The sequence below is a fragment of the Streptococcus sp. V869 genome, from assembly GCF_054353515.1.
Genome location: NZ_JBTHHW010000004.1, coordinates 22463 through 41728 on the forward strand (window position 1 = coordinate 22463; position 19266 = coordinate 41728).

The following is a 19266-nucleotide window of genomic DNA, read 5'->3' on the forward strand; positions in this document are numbered from 1 at the left end:
AATATTCCTATTTTTTAGGAAAATATACATTACACTTTCATGACCAACACACACCAAAAGAGGGAAGTTCCCCTCTTTTAGATGAGTAGATTATTCACTTGTTTCAACAGTCTCTACTAGGACATCCACTTGCTCTTCCTCTTGTGAATCAGCAAGAGATGATTCTTCATTGATCGCTAGTGGTTCAATGTTACGGTAGCGAGCCATACCAGTACCAGCTGGGATAATCTTACCGATGATAACATTTTCCTTGAGACCAAGGAGATGGTCTTTCTTACCACGGATAGCTGCATCTGTAAGGACACGAGTTGTTTCCTGGAAGGAAGCAGCTGACAAGAAACTATTTGTTTCAAGTGAGGCTTTTGTGATTCCCATTAGGACTGGACGACCTGTTGCTGGAACTCCACCTGCGATAAGAACATCTTTGTTAGCATCTGTAAAGTCGTTGATATCCATGAGAGTACCCATGAGAAGGTCTGTATCTCCTGGATCCATGACGCGAACTTTACGGATCATTTGACGAACCATTACCTCGATGTGTTTGTCACCGATTTCTACCCCTTGGCTACGGTAAACTTTCTGTACTTCACCGAGCAGGTAAGTTTCAACTGACAAGACATCACGTACAGCAAGGAGACGTTTTGGTTGGATAGAACCTTCTGTCAAGGCTGCACCGCGAGAAACTTGGTCTCCAACTTCTACACGCATACGTGCTGTAAATGGCACCACATATTCGCCTTCTCCAGTTTCACCTTTAACAAAGACTTTCTTAGTACGAGTTGAAGCATCTTCTTCGATTGCTGTAACTTCCCCTTTGACTTCTGTGATGACCGCTTCCCCTTTCGGATTACGGGCTTCAAAGATTTCTTGGACACGAGGAAGACCTTGAGTGATATCGGTATTTGAGGCAACCCCACCCGTGTGGAAGGTACGCATTGTAAGCTGTGTACCAGGTTCCCCGATAGATTGGGCAGCGATTGTACCAACTGCTTCACCAACTTCAACCGCATCACCAGTCGCCAAGTTGATACCGTAACAGTGACGGCAGACACCATGACGAGTGTTACATGTAAATACGGAACGGATTGTTACTTCTTCAACACCAGCATTAACAATTTCACGTGCCTTGTCTTCTGTAATCAATTCATTTGGACCAATGATAACTGCACCAGTTTCTGGGTGTTTAACAGTTTTCTTAGTGTAACGACCATTGAGACGCTCTTCGAGAGACTCAATCATCTCTTTACCTTCAGTGATAGAACGGATTAAGAGTCCACGGTCAGTTCCACAGTCATCCTCACGGATGATAACGTCTTGGGCAACGTCAACCAAACGACGAGTCAGGTAACCTGAGTCAGCTGTTTTAAGGGCCGTATCGGTCATACCTTTACGAGCACCGTGAGTTGAGAAGAACATTTCAAGTACTGACAAACCTTCGCGGAAGTTTGAAAGGATTGGCAATTCCATGATACGTCCGTTCGGAGCAGCCATCAGACCACGCATACCGGCAAGCTGTGAGAAGTTTGAGATGTTACCACGGGCACCAGAATCCATCATCATAACGATTGGGTTCTTAGGATCTTGGTTGGCAACCAAACGTTTCTCAAGTTTTTCACGAGCAGCACGCCATTCAGCTGTAACAGCATTATAGCGTTCATCATCCGTGATCATACCACGACGGAATTGTTTGGTGATTTGCTCTACACGTTTGTGTGACTCTTCGATGATTTCAGCCTTATCTTCAACGACTGGGATATCGGCAATACCCACTGTCAAACCTGCAAGAGTTGAGTGGTGGTAACCGAGGTTCTTCATACGGTCAAGTAGGGCAGATGTTTCTGTCGTACGGAAACGTTTGAAGATTTCAGCGATGATATTTCCAAGGTTTTTCTTCTTGAACGGGGCGTTAATTTCAAGTTTGCTAATAGCTTCCTTGATATTTCCACCTAGTGGCAAGAAGTACTTATCTGGAACACCTTCTGTCAAGTTCGCATTTGTTGGCTCTTGCAAGTAAGGTAGACCTTCTGGCATGATATCGTTGAAGAGAATTTTACCGACAGTTGTAAGCAAGATTTTGTGTTTTTGCTCTTCTGTCCATGGTTTGTTCAAGCTATCAGTTGCGATACCTACACGTGAGTGAAGGTGAACATAACCATTACGGTAAGCCATGACAGCTTCGTCACGGTCTTTGAAGACCATTCCTTCACCTTCACGACCAGCTTCTTCCATGGTCAAGTAGTAGTTCCCCAAAACCATGTCCTGAGATGGAGTAACAACTGGTTTACCATCTTTAGGGTTCAAGATGTGCTCAGCAGCAAGCATCAAGATACGAGCTTCTGCTTGAGCTTCTTCTGAAAGCGGTACGTGGATGGCCATTTGGTCACCGTCGAAGTCGGCATTGTAGGCTTCACAGACAAGTGGGTGCAAGCGAAGAGCTTTACCATCAATCAAGACCGGCTCGAAGGCTTGGATACCCAAACGGTGAAGGGTCGGTGCGCGGTTCAAAAGAACTGGGTGTTCTTTGATCACTTCTTCGAGGATATCCCAGATGCGTTCATCTCCACGTTCTACCAAACGTTTCGCAGCTTTCACGTTCTGCACGATATCGCGTGCAACGATTTCACGCATCACGAATGGTTTAAAGAGCTCGATAGCCATTTCACGTGGCACACCACATTGGTACATCTTAAGAGTTGGACCAACGGCGATAACAGAACGTCCTGAGAAGTCAACACGTTTACCGAGCAAGTTTTGACGGAAGCGTCCTTGTTTACCTTTGAGCATGTGGCTCAATGATTTAAGCGGACGACTACCTGGCCCTGTGATTGGACGACCACGACGACCATTGTCAATCAAAGCATCAACTGCTTCTTGAAGCATACGCTTCTCATTTTGAACGATGATACCTGGTGCATTCAACTCAAGCAAACGAGCCAAACGGTTGTTACGGTTGATCACACGACGGTAAAGGTCGTTCAAGTCAGATGAGGCAAAACGACCACCATCCAATTGCAACATTGGGCGAAGATCTGGCGGAATAACCGGAAGGATATTAAGAACCATCCATTCAGGTTTATTTCCAGACTTGTGGAAAGCATCCAAAACATCCAAACGACGGATAGCTTTGACACGTTTTTGCCCAGTAGCTGTTTTCAACTCTTCTTTGAGTTCAGCAATTTCTTTTTCGAGATCTACTTGTTTCAAGAGGTCTTGGATAGCTTCGGCACCCATTTTGGCAACGAATGATCCTTGACCATATTCACGCAAGCGTTCACGGTATTCACGCTCTGTCATGATAGATTTGTGCTCAAGTGGTGTATCTTTTGGATCGATCACCACATAAGCAGCAAAGTAGATAACTTCCTCGAGGGCACGAGGACTCATATCAAGGGTCAAGCCCATACGGCTTGGAATCCCCTTGAAATACCAGATATGAGATACAGGAGCTTTCAACTCGATGTGTCCCATACGTTCACGACGAACTTTTGTACGCGTTACTTCAACACCACAACGGTCACAAACAATCCCTCTGTAACGAATGCGTTTGTATTTACCACAAGCACATTCCCAGTCTTTTGTAGGACCAAAGATCACTTCGTCAAAGAGTCCTTCACGTTCTGGTTTCAACGTACGGTAATTGATTGTTTCAGGTTTTTTGACTTCTCCATAAGACCATGAACGGACTTTGCTTGGAGAAGCTAGTGTGATTTGCATACTTTTAAAACGATTTACATCAACCACTATTTCTTCCCTTTCTATTTTAAGTGAACTGCTTATTCTTGTTCAGCAGCTTCTTCTGTTGCTTCCGCTTTTGCATTTTCCTCAGCTTCAAAAGCTGCTTTTGCCTCTTGAGCTGCTCTTTCGCGGGCTTTTTCAAGGTCATCTACGTGGATGACATCATCGTCTTCCACTTCATCGAGGTCACGAAGTTCCACTTCTTGATCATCTTCGTCAAGGACACGCATGTCAAGACCAAGAGATTGCAATTCTTTTACAAGAACTCGGAACGATTCTGGAACACCTGGTTTTGGAATTGGTTTTCCTTTTGTAATAGCTTCATAAGCTTTCAAACGTCCGTTGATATCGTCAGACTTGTAGGTCAAGATTTCTTGAAGGACATTTGATGCACCATAGGCTTCAAGTGCCCAAACCTCCATCTCACCGAAACGTTGTCCACCAAACTGAGCTTTACCTCCAAGTGGTTGTTGTGTAACGGTTGAGTATGGTCCGACTGAACGTGCGTGCAATTTATCATCAACCATGTGGTGAAGTTTGATCATGTACATGACACCGACTGACACACGGTTATCGAATGGCTCACCTGTACGTCCATCGTAAAGAATTGTCTTAGCATCACTATCCATACCTGCTTCTTTGACAGTGTCCCAAAGATCTTCAGAACTTGCTCCGTCAAAGACTGGTGTTGCGATGTGGATACCAAGAGTACGAGCAGCCATACCTAGGTGAAGCTCCATAACCTGACCGATATTCATACGCGATGGCACCCCAAGTGGGTTCAACATGATATCGACTGGAGTTCCATCTGGAAGGTAAGGCATGTCTTCTACAGGAACGATACGAGAGACAACCCCTTTGTTTCCGTGACGTCCGGCCATCTTATCTCCGACCTTAATCTTACGTTTTTGAGCGATATATACGCGAACCAGCATATTAACACCAGATTGCAATTCATCACCATTTGCACGTGTAAAGATTTTAACATCACGAACAACACCGTCGGCACCGTGTGGTACACGAAGAGAAGTATCACGAACTTCACGAGATTTGTCTCCGAAGATAGCGTGCAAGAGGCGTTCTTCAGCAGAAAGGTCTTTTTCACCCTTAGGTGTTACTTTACCTACAAGGATATCTCCTTCTTTAACCTCAGCACCGATACGGATAATCCCCATTTCGTCAAGGTCTTTAAGGGCATCTTCACCAACGTTTGGAATTTCACGAGTGATTTCTTCAGGGCCAAGCTTTGTATCGCGAGTTTCTGATTCGTATTCTTCAAGGTGGACAGATGTGTAGACATCATCTTTGACCAAGCGTTCGCTCATAATAACGGCATCCTCGAAGTTGTAACCTTCCCATGTCATGTAGGCAACGATTGGGTTTTGTCCAAGCGCCATTTCACCTTTTTCCATAGAAGGTCCATCAGCGATAAAGTCGCCTTTTTCAACGACATCACCAACTTTTACAAGGGTGCGTTGGTTGTAGGCAGTACCTGAGTTTGAACGACGGAATTTTTGGATATGGTAAACATCAAGCGAACCGTCTTCACGACGAACTTCTACCTTATCTGCATCTGCATAGGTAACTTTACCATCGTATTGAGCGATAACAGCCGCTCCAGAGTCGTGAGCTGCTTGATATTCCATACCAGTACCAACAAATGGTGCTTTTGGATCAATCAAAGGCACAGCCTGACGTTGCATGTTAGCACCCATGAGGGCACGGTTGGAGTCATCGTTTTCCAAGAAAGGAATACATGCTGTCGCAACGGCAACTACCTGTTTTGGAGAAACATCCATATAATCAACACTTGATGCTGGATATTCTTGGTTAACCCCTTGGTGACGTCCCATGACAACTTTTTCTGCGAAAGTTCCATCAGCATTCAATTTAGAGTTAGCCTGAGCAACTGTGTACTCATCTTCTTCATCGGCAGTCAACCAAACGATTTCGTTGGTTACTTTACCAGTCGCACGATCAACCTTGCGGTATGGTGTTTGAATGAAACCATACTTGTTCAAGTGTCCATATGAAGACAAGTTGTTGATCAAACCGATGTTGGGGCCTTCAGGCGTTTCAATCGGACACATACGACCATAGTGAGTGTAGTGCACGTCACGCACTTCATATCCAGCGCGGTCACGTGTCAAACCACCAGGTCCTAAGGCAGATAAACGACGTTTGTGTGACAACTCAGAAAGTGGGTTGTGTTGATCCATGAACTGTGACAATTGAGATGAACCAAAGAATTCTTTGATTGCAGCAGTTACTGGACGGATATTAATGATTTGTTGAGGTGTTAACACTTCGTTATCTTGAACAGACATACGTTCACGAACGTTACGTTCCATACGTGAAAGTCCAAGACGTACTTGGTTGGCAAGCAATTCACCAACGGCACGGATACGACGGTTTCCGAGATGGTCAATATCATCGACACGACCGATACCTTCAGCCAAGTTGAGGAAATAGCTCATTTCAGCAAGGATGTCTGCTGGTGTGATAGTTCGAACTTTATCACCTGGATTTGCATTACCGATGATTGTTACAACACGATCTGGATCAGTTGGTGCTACAACCTTGAATTTTTGGAGTACGACTGGTTCTGTCAATACTGCTGAGTCATTTGGAGTGTAGACAATCTTGTTCAAATCACCATCCAAGTGACCTTCGATGCTTTCGATGACATCGCGAGTCATGACAGTCCCTTTTTCAACCAAGATTTCACCAGTTTCTGGGTCTACCAATGGTTCAGCAATTGTTTGATTCAACAAACGGTTTTTGATATTGAGTTTCTTGTTGATCTTGTAGCGTCCAACAGCTGCCAAGTCATAACGACGTGGGTCGAAGAAACGAGCTACAAGCAAGGTACGTGAGCTCTCAGCAGTTTTTGGTTCACCTGGACGAAGGCGTTCATAAATTTCTTTCAAAGCCTCGTCTGTACGAGAGTCCATTGGATTTTTATGGATATCTTTTTCAACAGTGTTACGAACCAATTCGCTGTCACCAAAGATATCAAAGATTTCGTCATCACCTGAGAAACCAAGCGCACGAACCAAGGTCGTAAATGGAATTTTACGCGTACGGTCGATACGAGTGTAGGCGATGTCTTTTGAGTCACTCTCAAGTTCCAACCAAGCTCCACGGTTAGGGATAACTGTTGAACCGTAGCCTACTTTGCCGTTTTTATCTACCTTGTCATTAAAGTAAACACCTGGTGAGCGCACCAACTGTGATACGATGATACGTTCACCACCGTTGATGATGAAAGTACCCATCTCAGTCATGATTGGGAAATCACCAAAGAAAACTTCTTGAGTTTTGATTTCGCCAGTTTCTTTGTTGATCAAGCGGAAAGTTACAAAGATTGGTGCTGAGTAACTTGCATCATGGATACGAGCTTCTTCAAGCGTGTATTTTGGTTCTTTGATTTCGTAGCCAACAAACTCTAACTCCATAGTGTCAGTAAAGTTTGAAATTGGCAATACATCTTCAAACACTTCCTTCAGACCATGGTCTAGGAAATCTTTGAATGAATCAGTTTGAATTTCAATCAAATTTGGTAAGTCAAGAACTTCTTTAATTCTTGAAAAACTACGACGGGTACGATGTTTCCCGTATTGAACGTCATGTCCTGCCAAGATGATTCTCCTTTGTAAATAAAGTTCCAAGCTTAGTTATCTAAGCTAATAATTATCGTTAAATGGTTCTAAAACCTCTATCACCTTATCCCCCTTGACTAATTTTCAGAATCTTTAAATGTCTATTACAGATGCAAAAAATACCGAAAAAAAGCACAAAAAGAGCAGTTAAATCCGACTTTTTTCAGGAGATTTAACTGCTGTGAGCCTTGTCTGGACAATATTTCAGACAAAACCTACGACAAATGATTACTTATATTATACCCGATTTTCTCTAATTTTTCAAGTCCTTTGACGGTTTTTTCTTGCTTTGGTATAGTTGTAGCTTGTTTTCAGAAAAGGTAACTTTCTAGACAAGTAGTTGTTGAATAAATAAGACAGGTTCTATTCATTAACCTATCAACCAACTCTTTAGTTTGTAAGTCGGCATCTTGTATACTGAAAAAGAAACAATACTAATCAATTCAACTTGCTTGACAAAAGCGTTGCTTAGTGGTTTAATATACCCCATAAGGGTATATCGGAGGTGCCTATGTTTCATTTATTTACAAAAATTGATAGTATTTCTACCAGCGAATTGGAAGCTAAACTCAAGGAACCAATTCAACTACTGGATGTGCGGACGCCTACGGAATTCCGTAGAGGCCATATCAAAAACGCCAAGAATGTTCCTCTAACCGAAATCGGAGCTTACACACCTGCGACAAACGAAACACTTTATGTCATTTGCCATTCCGGTGTTCGAAGCAAGATGGCTGCAAAAAAACTAAAGAAAAAAGGCTATGATGTTATCAACGTCCGAGGTGGTATGAGCGCTTGGACAGGCAAAATCATATAGAACAAGAGGGAGAAAATTAATGAAAATTATCATTATTGGAGGAGTTGCAGGCGGTATGTCTGCAGCAACCCGTCTCAGACGTCTCTTAGAAGACGCTGAAATCACTATTTTTGAGAAAGGTCCCTTTGTTTCCTTTGCAAATTGCGGACTTCCTTACTATGTTTCAGGAGAAATTGCAAACCGTGATAGTTTATTAGTCCAAACCCCTGAAAGTCTCAAGTCACGCTTTAATCTCGATGTACGTCCTTTCCATGAGGCCATCAGCATTTCGCCAGCAGAGCATACTGTGACTGTCCGCCATGATGGACAAGAATTCACAGAAAGCTATGATAAACTGATCCTCTCTCCTGGAGCTAAACCATTTGTTCCTGCCATTGAAGGCTTGGCAGAAGCTAAGAACGCCTACACGCTGCGCAATATTCCCGATCTCGATGAAATTATGGCAGCCTTGGATAATCAACCAAAAGAAGCTGTCGTTATCGGTGCAGGCTTTATCGGGCTTGAAATGGCTGAAAACCTGGCAAAACATGGATTGCAGGTTACTATCGTGGAGAAAGCACCTCATGTCTTGCCACCATTAGATCAAGAAATGGCAGCCTTTGTCCAAACAGAATTGGTTAAAAACGGCGTTCGCGTTATCACTTCTCAGTCTGCGACTCGATTTGAAGACCAAGGAAAAATCATCGTTCTCGAAAACGGTCAAAAAATCACTTCTGACCTTACCATCCTTTCTGTCGGTGTTGAACCTGAAAATAGTCTGGCTAAAGCTGCGGGGATTGAACTGGGACTTCGTGGCGGGATCCTGGTCGATGAACATTACGAAACCAGTCAAAAAGATATTTTTGCAGTTGGGGATGCCATCGTCGTCAAGCAAGAGATTACGGGTCAAGACGCTCTCATTTCACTCGCTTCTCCTGCCAATCGTCAAGGACGCCAAGTGGCGGACGTCATCGCAGGACTTGGTCGTACAAACAAAGGCAGTATCGGCACTGCGATCGTTCGTGCCTTTAATATGACAGCTGCTTCGACTGGTCTCAGCGAGCGTATCCTTACCATGAATCAACTTCCTTACAAGGCACTTCATGTCAGCGGTAAAGACCACGCTGGTTATTATCCTGGCGCTACTGATATGACCTTGAAGCTCCTTTTTGACCCAAACACTGGAAAAATCTATGGTGCCCAAGGAGTTGGGAAGAAAGGTGTTGACAAACGAATCGATATCCTAGCAACTGCTATCAAGGGAAATCTCACCGTCTTTGACTTACCAGAGTTAGAGTTTACCTATGCGCCACCATTTGGTTCTGCCAAGGATCCCGTCAATATACTGGGTTACGCAGCCTTGAACCTTATCGAAGGTCTCAGCGACAACGTTCAATGGTACCAGCTCGAAGACGAACTGGCTAAGGGTAAGAAATTTCTTGATGTACGGACAAGTGGCGAATTCCAAAGTGGTCGACTTAAGGTTGACACCATCCACATCCCCCTAAACGAACTACGGGAACGCTTGGATGAACTAGACAAGAACCAAGCCTACATCGTTAGCTGCCACAGTGGTTTACGCAGCTATATCGCAGAGCGTATCCTCAAGCAAGCAGGATTTACCGTCCAAAACCTTGACGGCGCTTATTCACTATACAAAATGGCGAATCCAGAAGGAGTAAAATATGCTAACTAATATCAGCATGGCTGACTTTTATGAAAAATATCAACATGAAAATCTAGATCTTATCGATGTCCGTGAAGTACATGAATTCCAAGTAGGACATGCACCAGGTGCCAAAAATCTTCCGTTAAGTACCTTGGAGCAAGGCTACAAAGAACTCAAACCTGACCATGAATACCATGTCATCTGTCAAGGAGGTGTACGTTCTGCCTCTGCCTGTCAATTTCTCAGTGCCCAAGGGCTCAACGTCACAAATGTAGAAGGTGGCATGAACCACTGGCCAGGTGATATTTAATAAATAAAATTCAAAAAGAGCAATTGGTCTAATTTCAAGAAAACCAACTGCTCTTTTAATCATTTATTCACTATTTAAGAGAAACGTATGTTTTTTATTACTTGCGTTTAATCAAGTATTTAACCGCCTTTTCCAATCTTTCCTTCTGTGCTTGAGGATCCTCTAAAGGGTCGTTAATACAAGATGTTAAATTCTCCGTTATCATCAGTTCAATAATACGATCAACACTGGATCGCACTGCTGTTAATTGAGTAATGATATCGACACAATCACGCTCTTCCTCCATCATCTTTTGAATACCTCGCAATTGACCCTCTGAGCGTTTGAGGCGTGTAATGTATTTTGAATTTGTCATGTCTTTATCCTTAAACGATTTTTCTACATTATATCTCTAATACAGACCTTTGTCAAAAGGAGCACTTTTCTTAAAGGTAAAGACTTCTAGTTCCCCGCTCTAACTCGCGTAACGATACCGTCTTTGTCAGTCATGCTTAATTCTGAGAATGAAAACCACTGAGTTACCGCTTCGCTACTTTTAGATTGAGCAAATACTTTTAATAATTCCTCTTTGTTCTCAATTTCAGCCACATAGTAGGCTAGGACTTTGACGGTTTTTTCTTGCTTTGGTATAGTTGTAGCTTGTTTTCTGAAAGGTTAATTTTCATAATCTTATCTTTTCTTTCCTTTTTATTTCAAAAATGCTAACTGATAATACGTTGAGTAATTCTTCAAAAAATGTAAGAGATATTTTTTAAAGGCAACTCAAAACTAAATAATAATCAGTCACAAGCTAAAGAAATTACTTTTTTATGATAGAATAATAGCTGGAGGACTTTATGAAATGAAACGAATTCTAACAAACTTGATAGAGCAACGAATGTATTACTTATCTTGTTTATTCGGGGCCTATCTTCTGATGATTTTGATCGAATTGTTAACTTCAACACCACACGATGTATTTCTCGCCTTAGCTCCCGTGTCAGCTTTAATAATAGGGACTTTTTTTATAGTTGGGTCCGCTTTGATTCTTTTTGCTAAAAAAATTCCTGCATTAAGTATTTCCAAAATCAATACTTTATTATTAAACATTGTATTATTTATTTCTATCTATAAGAGCGTGTCCTTTTTCTTATCCCTAGGTTTGCTATTGCTGACATTAGTACTATATATTGGCAGTTTTCTCAGAAAAGAAAAATTTTCATTTCTGTACCTACTAGTTATTTTATTTACAACACCTCGTCTATTGACATTGCTTAATTCAAACTTCCAAGATACTGCACTTGAGTTTCATGCTTTCAATTTGGCAGACACTCGATTTAACATTATTATTTGGCCTGTAATCTTTGCTGGTTTGCTTTCAGGAACCACCCTTCTTTTTATCCATAACTCTCCTATTAAGCAATATTTAGAACGCTACAGAAAATTACTAACCTATGGTGTATTTTCTATAGTTGCTCTCTATATAGTCTATCTCTCAGTTGTTTTTGTCTATAAGGTAAAAACCTTTGATGGTTCCACCTTTGATATTGGTCTATTCTCACAGATGTTTCATCGGATGAGTACTGACTTGACAGCCATCACAACACTAGAGCGCGATCGAGTATTATCGCACTTTGCAGTTCACATCTCACCCATTTTCTATCTGATGTTACCTTTCTACAAGCTTTTCCCTCATGTTGAAACTTTAGAGGTACTACAAATTTGGGTTGTATTCTCTGCAGTTATTCCTTTAAAATTGCTTCTCTCCAAATTGAATCTATCGAAATTGGAAAACATTTTGACAATTCTTTGGTTCGTACTTTTACCTGTATTAACTACTGCAGGAGGTTATCACCTACACGAAAATTGTTTCTTGGTTCCTTTGATATTTTGGGTATTCTATTTCATAGTAAATGAGAAGAAGTGGGGTATTCTAGTATCGACTATTTTACTACTACTTGTGAAAGAAGATGCTTTTATCTATGTTATTAGCATTGGTATGTATTTCTTATCACAAAAACGCTTCTTTCTAACCGCTAAGACAAGGAAATGGATTGTTTTTTCAGAATTTGTTTTACCAGTTCTCTACTTTGGATTTTCAATGTATCTTTTAAAGACTTATGGAGAAGGAGGGTTGATTTCTCGATATGATGCGTTCTTAATGAGTAACGAGAGCGGGATTTCTAGTGTGTTAAAAAATTTGCTTCTTCACCCGACTTTCGCTATCAGCCATCTGTTTATGGCTAAAAAGTTAGGATATTTATTCTTAACCCTTGCCCCTTTATGTTTCTTACCTTTAATTCAAAGAAACTGGTCAACTTACTTCCTTAGCCTACCATTGATTGTTATAAATCTATTGTCAGATTGGCCTTATCAACATGACATCGGATTTCAATATAGCTACGGTACTAGCGCTTTACTCTTTATTATGGCTTTACTCGCTTTGGAAGATTTAAAATTGCACAAACTCATTAACGAAAAAATTGTGATTTCATTTATTTTTGTTGGCATGATTTTTTCTGGTACTATTCTTCATCGCCTTACTCAAAGTTGGTCTTTCAACATTGGCTATTATCAACAAAATAAAGAGAAATTTGAAGCAATCAAATACGGCCTAGAAATTCTACCAGAAGATGCCTCAATCGTTGCAGAAGGAGGCTATACACCTGCACTTAGAAAACATCGGGCCCTATACGATATTTTCTACCACAACCAACGGAAAGCCGACCCATCAATTGATTATGTCGTAATTCCACGTGAACAAAAAGGGAAGAACGATGTCTATGATCCTTTAATTACTAGTTATGAAACACTAGGATATAAAGAAAGTAAGTACGCAACAAAAGAACTTTTCATTCTCGAAAAACCTGAATAAAAAAGAGAGCAGTTCAAACTACTTCTAAAGTAGACTGAACCGCTCTTTTCTAATTTCCCACTCTAACTCGCGTCACGATACCATCTTTATCAATCATGCTGAACTCTGAAGAGGAAATCCACTGAGTTATCGCCTTGCCAGTTTGAGATTGAGCAAATACTTTTAATAATTCCTCTTTGTTCTCAACTTCAACGACATAGTAGGCTAGGCCTGCCATTCCTTGCTCACGAGGAGCTAAGTTTTTACCTCCCCATTCATTAACTGCTAGATGATGATGGTAATTCCCCGATGCAATCCAACTGGCGTGTGGAATCGTGAATTTATCCTTAAGACCTAGAGAACCTTGGTAAAAGGCAGACGCTTCTCGACTGTTTTTAACGGATAGATGAACATGTCCCATTCTAGTACCACTTGCAATTACAAAGGGATCTAGTTCTTGTCCCAGTTCATAGATATCTTGGGCAGACAGTTCTTCTGTCACACCAATAATACGCCCATCCTCACGAATATCCCGGACTGTTACAGGTTTGTCTCTGTAGAGTTCAATACCATTACCCTCTATATCTTCCAAATAGATAGCCTCGCTATAACCATGGTCCGCTCCACCAACTAACAGTATCTTTAAATCGAGCAAGTGTTTAAAAACATTAGCCAAGTCTTCTCGGCTCGGTAAGAGCAAGGCCATATGATAAAGTCCGTAGCTCTGCTTAGGATTGCTGGCATCCTCTATTTGGATCAGTTTTACTAACGGTTTTCCTCCAGCACCTAAAAGAACTTCTTTCTCCGATTGATTCAAAATCTCCAAACCTAGTAATTGTGATAAAAAGCCGTCTGGCTTCCTAAATCTCTAACATTTAAAGCCACCTCTGCCAAATGAATGCGACTATTATATTCATAAACCATAGAAAAACTCCTTTGTTGTAACTTTTTTAGTTACATCTATTATACTCCCTTATCAACTAATGTCAATTCAGATGCTTAGGGATGGAAAAACAAACAATCCTCCCATGTAGGAAGGATTGTTTCGATTTAATGAGCCAACATTTCTTGGGCGATTTCTTGACCAGATAAATTCTCTGGATAGTAGGTTGGCCAGTTGTCCATCTCGTCAAAGAGGGCTTCCTGGCTAGTTCCTCCAAAGAAAATATGGAAGTGCCCAGTCTTAACTGGTGCGATATTGTGGTCGCTGAATTGAACATACTTAAATTGTCCAGCGTCCGCATCTGTCGCTTCAAAGAGATAACGAACTCCTCGATTCCCTTTCTTATAGGTCAGGATTTTCTTGCCAACATACTTGTAAGTATATTTCTTACTTTGATCACCTCGGATGAATTCCATAGTGTTATCCGTGATATTAATCTTAGATACATCAGTTTGATAGCCTTTTTGATAGTAGGCTTTGTATTCATCCTTGGTCATTTTGCCAGTCAATTTAGCCTTGTAATCAAAGACTTGGTCTAGAGTACCATTTTCAAGGAAAGGATAAACAGACTGCCAGTTGTCAGCATAGTCACTTAAAGTACGATCCTTGACATCTGCATCCTCAAAGTAACCATTTTGAATGGTTTTAGTTTCCTCTACTTTTTCTGGTTCAATTTCTGCCCCTGCTTGGTCAGTTGTTTGCTTGAGGGCTTTTAGATTTTTCTCCATGACAGAGATATAATTCTCTCCCGACTTCATATCCTCTTCGGTTAAACTTTCAAGAGGATTTAGAACATCTAACTTAACTCCTGTTTCTTTTGAAAGAGTATTGGCTAGAGCTTGAGAGGCATTTTCTTCAAAGTAGATATAAGAAATCTTGTTTTTCTTGATGTATTCGGTTAATTCTGCCAAGCGACTTGCTGACGGTTCAGCATCTGGTGACAGACCTGAGATAGAGACTTGATTGAGTCCGTAGTCCAAAGCTAGATAACGAAAGGCTGCGTGCTGAGTCACAAAACTCTTTTGTTTAGCACTAGAAAGACCTTCAGTATAGGATTTATCCAAGGCTTGTAGTTTTTCAATATAGGCTGCTGCATTTTGTTCAAAAGTCGCCTTCTTATCTGGATAGTCAGCTGATAAACTGTCACGGATATGTTCTACAAGCTTAATGGCACGCACAGGAGACAACCATACATGAGGGTCATACTCGTGATGATGACCTTCTTCACCGTGGTCATGGTCTTCATCTTCTTCACTTCCTGGAAGAAGCAACATATCTCCAGTAGCTTTTATAGTTTTTACTTTTTTCGCATCTAGAGATTCTAAAAGCTTAGGAACCCAAGTTTCCATGTTTTCATTCTCATAAACGAAGGCATCAGCATCTTGGATTTTAGCGACTGCCTTAGGCGATGGTTCATAATCATGTGGCTCTGTTCCAGCCCCGATTAAGAGTTCGACATTGGCTGTATCCCCTGTCACTTGTTTGGTAAATTCGTAGACAGGGTAGAAAGTTGTAACGATATTTAATTTTCCGTCTGCCTGTTTTTGATTGGAACAAGCGACTAAGAATAGTGTTACAAGACTTGCCAAAAGTAGGCCTAGTTTTTTCATTTTCTTCTCCTATTTGATAAAACGTTTGAGTAAGCTGACTAACAAAAAGACAACTACAAAGATAAGGGTAATACTTGCACTCGGCGGTGTCTCTGCATAATAGGATATATAAAGCCCTGCTACCATACCTAGAAAACCAATGGCGCTAGCAAGTATCATCACTGAACTAAAGTTCTTCCCTAGACGCAAAGCAATACTTGCTGGTAAGACCATGATAGTCGATACTAAAAGTGCTCCCGCAGCTGGTATCATGAGGGCAATAGCTACACCCGTTACCATGTTAAAGAGAATAGACATGGTACGCACTGGAAGACCATCGACAAAAGCTGTATCCTCGTCAAAGGTCAGGATATACATGGGTCTTAAAAAGAGGAAGGTCAGGATTAGTACAACCGCTGCAATGACAAAGAGCCCAATTACCTGCTCCTGACTGATAGTCACAATAGAACCAAAGAGGTATTGGTCCAAACTCATCGAGCTGGAACTCTTACCTTTACTCATAACAATTAAGGACACTGCAAGTCCTGTAGACATGAGAATGGCTGTCCCAATCTCCATAAAGCTTTTATAAACCGTACGCAGATATTCAAGGAAAACCGCCGCTATCAAGACGATAGCAATGGTTGAGATGGTCGGAGAAATCCCTAAAACCAAACCAAAGGCAACACCTGAAAGCGAGACGTGACTTAGAGTGTCACTCATGAGACTTTGACGGCGCAAGATTAGGAAGGTCCCAAGAACTGGTGAAAAGAGACTCATGGCAATAACAGCCAAAAAGGCCCGCTGCATAAAATCATAAGACAGTAGATTAAGCATGGTCCACCTCCTGATCACTTTCATGGACATTGAAGCAACGCCATGGGGAATCTTGGTCTCGAACCAGGTGAATATTACGATCTGCGTAGTCCTTGACTTCTTCAGGATCGTGAGTAATCATCAGAACAGCCTTGCCATGGTGGTGGGCACTATGGTGCATGAGTTCATAAAATTCATTCTTGGTTCCCGTATCCATCCCTGTCGTTGGCTCATCCAAGATAAAGATATCTGGATCTGAAGCAAACATACGTGCAATGACAGCTCTTTGCTTTTGCCCACCGGAGAGAGAACCAATACGTTTATCCCGATGCTCCCACATGCCGACAGAGTTTAAACTCGCCTTGATGTGTTCTTCATCATGGGCGTTAAGACGACGGAACCAACCCTTTCTAGGATAACGACCTGATTTGACAAATTCATAAACAGTACTTGGAAAGCCTGCATTGAAACTAGCAATTTGCTGAGGAAGATAGGCAATTCTTAGTTTTTTACCATGAATATTTGTCTTTGAAATAGTTACTTTCCCAATTCGCGGTTGTAAAATTCCCAGACTAGCCTTGATTAGCGTTGTCTTCGCCGCTCCATTTTCTCCTGTCAGGGTGACAAACTCCCCACTATCAATACTGTAATTGATATGTTCAAGCACAGGTTCCTTGTCATAATAGAAGGATAAATCCTCTACTGTGATGTATCTCATTACTTGATTTCTCCTACTAAAGCAGTTAAAAACCGCTGGATAATTTCTTGTTCATCTGGCGCGAACTGAGTCGCGACCTGCTCATAGGTCGAGAGGGTATGTTCATGATGGTGATGGTGCTCTTCAGCAATTGGTCGAGCCAAGTCTGTCAATTGATAAAAAATAACTCGAGCATCCTTGGGATCCTTAGAAGTTTCAAGCATACCCTCTTTAATCAAAGATTTGATAGCCTTGGTAACAGCTGCTTGACTGACATTCAGACGACGTGCCAACTCAGAATTGGTTAACGATTCCTCTGACAAGAGCATGAGAATATGCTCCTGGGTATTTGTCAAAGCAACCTCACTCGTGCAATGACCAATCAAAATTTCGTGCTGATTTTCAGCTTTTAAAATAATCTCATTTAAAAATTGATCAATATCCTTCGCCAATTGTCTCATGATTTGCTCCTTTCTCAGAACAGAATTACTTTAAAATACAAGATTTTTACTTCGTTTCTTTACCAGTTAAGTATATCACATCCCAGTTAAAAGTCAAGAAAAAAGATGAAAACATCTGATATGTTTTCATTTCCTCTACAGACTTTTTACTTCCTTCATTCAAAAGGAAACTTCACTACTACACTAACCTTTACCCAAAATTCATTGATTACAAAAAGCCCAAACCAAGGTTCAGACTCTTTTGCTATTTATTGAAAATCTTTGATGTTCCCATCGTAATCCGCCCAATCTTGGCTGAAAAATCGATTATTCATTTGGTAATTAGGTGCTGTTGTTGGATTGCTCAAAAAAGGATTTACAACCTTATCAAACGCCAACCAACCTAACCAACCGATATGAATCGTATCCTTGACAAAGTATGGTTCATCACCATCTTTTGAAAAGTCAGCGATGTTGGTGAACCCTTGACTTTCCAATTGGTATCGAATTTTTTCGACAGTGTGTTGATACATTTCTTCACTCAAGCCTGTATAATCCATCCATTTTTTATTGACAGGTTGAAAAACAAAAATCACATTGACCTTAGACTTGGCAAATTGATCGAGTACTAACTGTAGATCATTGTACTCAGGCGATTTTAGAAAGTTAAAATTCTTTTGAGAGCCTTCCCACTTTTTCAAATCCTTCTTTAGCTGAGTATTGTAAAAATGGTTTTCCATACCAAAATCATTATTGGTCGTATTTTCTTCCCCCTCTTTTCGAGCGATAGCTTCCAATTCTTCATAGGAGAATTGATCAGGGAGATTGCCCAAATATTTTTCAACGTGATCTTTGTAACTTAATCGCCCACGAATCGAGAATTGGCCAAAAAGAGCAGATTGCTTTTCGTTGAATTCTGCAGAAGCTGTAATTATTGAATGATCGAAGTCTGACAACTGTTCATTCTTAGCCAACTTTTCAACAATCCCTTTCAGAGAGATTCCTGGATTTTGTTTCAAAAGTCTGTTGGCAGCAAACTGAGAGGCAGCGTCTCCAGATTGATTTTCCAAAAAGGAAGTCAGCTGATCATTATTAAAGTAAGTTTGGAAAATAGTCGGGTCATGATCTTCTTTTGTAAACCATTGTGGAGAGATCACAAATACCGCTTGTTTGTTTTCAAGTTCAGATGTGATTTGTTGCATTCCAAAATACTGGCTAAGAGACGCTGCTCCTGCCTGCCCCATAAAGTAAGGGCGGTAAGAACGATTATACTTTTCAGCTAGTACCGCCGGATGCATATTATCAAAGCGCATCCACTCACTTGACCCAAAGAAAGGGATAAACCGCATATCAGGGTCTGTAAGAGCTCGCACTTTTTGACTTCTCTCCTTGAAGCTCTCTGCACTTATAGAGGCTGCAGAGTATTTTTCCTCCATAAGGTTATGACTTTTGCTACCAGGATAAAAAAGGATAAGTAGAAGAAGCAATAAAGTAGCAACAAGGAGTGGCCCAAAAATTAACCACAGACGTTTAAGCATTCTTTAACTCCGTAATCCCTGCTACGATTTTATTGGCTGTATTCCAGTCGTCACGACCAAATTCTGTAACCGGGACACGAATATCAAAGCGATTTTCGATTTCCACGATCAATTCAACTGTTCCCATACTATCCAAGACACCTGCATCAAAAAGATCTTCATCCATCATGTCAGAAACATCTTCCATGAACAATTCATCGATAATTTCAATAACTTCTGATTTGATATCCATTTTTTT

13 protein-coding genes and 1 pseudogene are annotated in these 19266 nt (G+C 41.2%); 4 read left to right on the forward strand and 10 right to left on the reverse strand.

What is annotated here, in order from left to right; genetic code table 11:
• Positions 1–90: 90 nt before the first annotated feature.
• Positions 91–3741, reverse strand: coding sequence for a DNA-directed RNA polymerase subunit beta' (gene rpoC / locus ACXYSN_RS08020; protein ID WP_458636691.1), 3651 nt, complete (start codon positions 3739–3741; stop codon positions 91–93).
• A 32-nt stretch (positions 3742–3773) separates the two neighbouring features.
• A complete protein-coding gene (gene rpoB / locus ACXYSN_RS08025; protein ID WP_458636692.1) occupies positions 3774–7376 on the reverse strand; it encodes a DNA-directed RNA polymerase subunit beta in 3603 nt (1200 codons plus the stop codon).
• 532 nt (positions 7377–7908) lie between these two features.
• Between rpoB and ACXYSN_RS08030 the strand changes: the two genes are divergently transcribed.
• Genes ACXYSN_RS08030 through ACXYSN_RS08040 form a run of 3 tightly spaced genes read left to right on the forward strand, consistent with a single transcriptional unit; the run spans position 7909 to position 10172 of the window.
• Complete coding sequence (locus tag ACXYSN_RS08030; RefSeq protein WP_006150962.1) at positions 7909–8214, forward strand: rhodanese-like domain-containing protein; 306 nt, start codon at positions 7909–7911, stop codon at positions 8212–8214.
• Positions 8215–8233: 19 nt separating this feature from the next.
• A complete protein-coding gene (locus ACXYSN_RS08035) occupies positions 8234–9889 on the forward strand; it encodes an FAD-dependent oxidoreductase (RefSeq protein WP_458636693.1) in 1656 nt (551 codons plus the stop codon).
• On the forward strand, positions 9879–10172 hold the full coding sequence (locus tag ACXYSN_RS08040; RefSeq protein ID WP_458636694.1) for a rhodanese-like domain-containing protein: 294 nt from the start codon (positions 9879–9881) through the stop codon (positions 10170–10172). The genes ACXYSN_RS08035 and ACXYSN_RS08040 overlap by 11 nt, the downstream gene beginning before the upstream one ends.
• A 97-nt stretch (positions 10173–10269) precedes the next feature.
• Here the strand turns inward: ACXYSN_RS08040 and ACXYSN_RS08045 are convergent, their stop codons facing one another.
• A complete protein-coding gene (locus tag ACXYSN_RS08045) occupies positions 10270–10527 on the reverse strand; it encodes a metal-sensitive transcriptional regulator (protein WP_006150993.1) in 258 nt (85 codons plus the stop codon).
• A gap of 486 nt (positions 10528–11013) precedes the next feature.
• Between ACXYSN_RS08045 and ACXYSN_RS08050 the strand changes: the two genes are divergently transcribed.
• Positions 11014–13026, forward strand: coding sequence for a DUF2079 domain-containing protein (locus ACXYSN_RS08050; protein ID WP_458636695.1), 2013 nt, complete (start codon positions 11014–11016; stop codon positions 13024–13026).
• Positions 13027–13075: 49 nt separating this feature from the next.
• On the opposite strand, the pseudogene ACXYSN_RS08055 reads toward ACXYSN_RS08050, so the two are convergent.
• The 7 genes and pseudogenes from ACXYSN_RS08055 to dltC all read right to left on the reverse strand — a co-directional run bounded on the left by ACXYSN_RS08055 (position 13076) and on the right by dltC (position 19260).
• Positions 13076–13929, reverse strand: a pseudogene (locus ACXYSN_RS08055) (VOC family protein).
• A 126-nt stretch (positions 13930–14055) separates the two neighbouring features.
• Positions 14056–15558: a zinc ABC transporter substrate-binding protein AdcA gene (locus ACXYSN_RS08060; protein ID WP_458636696.1), complete on the reverse strand. Its 1503-nt coding sequence runs from the start codon at positions 15556–15558 to the stop codon at positions 14056–14058.
• A gap of 9 nt (positions 15559–15567) precedes the next feature.
• On the reverse strand, positions 15568–16374 hold the full coding sequence (locus ACXYSN_RS08065; protein WP_414271135.1) for a metal ABC transporter permease: 807 nt from the start codon (positions 16372–16374) through the stop codon (positions 15568–15570).
• A complete protein-coding gene (locus ACXYSN_RS08070) occupies positions 16367–17071 on the reverse strand; it encodes a metal ABC transporter ATP-binding protein (RefSeq protein WP_458636697.1) in 705 nt (234 codons plus the stop codon). Before ACXYSN_RS08070 ends, ACXYSN_RS08065 begins: the two co-directional genes overlap by 8 nt.
• Positions 17071–17511, reverse strand: a complete 441-nt coding sequence (adcR, locus tag ACXYSN_RS08075) for a zinc-dependent transcriptional regulator AdcR (RefSeq protein WP_458636698.1) — start codon at positions 17509–17511, stop codon at positions 17071–17073. Before adcR ends, ACXYSN_RS08070 begins: the two co-directional genes overlap by 1 nt.
• 248 nt (positions 17512–17759) lie before the next feature.
• On the reverse strand, positions 17760–19028 hold the full coding sequence (dltD, locus tag ACXYSN_RS08080; RefSeq protein ID WP_458636699.1) for a D-alanyl-lipoteichoic acid biosynthesis protein DltD: 1269 nt from the start codon (positions 19026–19028) through the stop codon (positions 17760–17762).
• Complete coding sequence (gene dltC / locus ACXYSN_RS08085; protein WP_000351968.1) at positions 19021–19260, reverse strand: D-alanine--poly(phosphoribitol) ligase subunit DltC; 240 nt, start codon at positions 19258–19260, stop codon at positions 19021–19023. The genes dltD and dltC overlap by 8 nt, the downstream gene beginning before the upstream one ends.
• Positions 19261–19266: the final 6 nt, after the last annotated feature.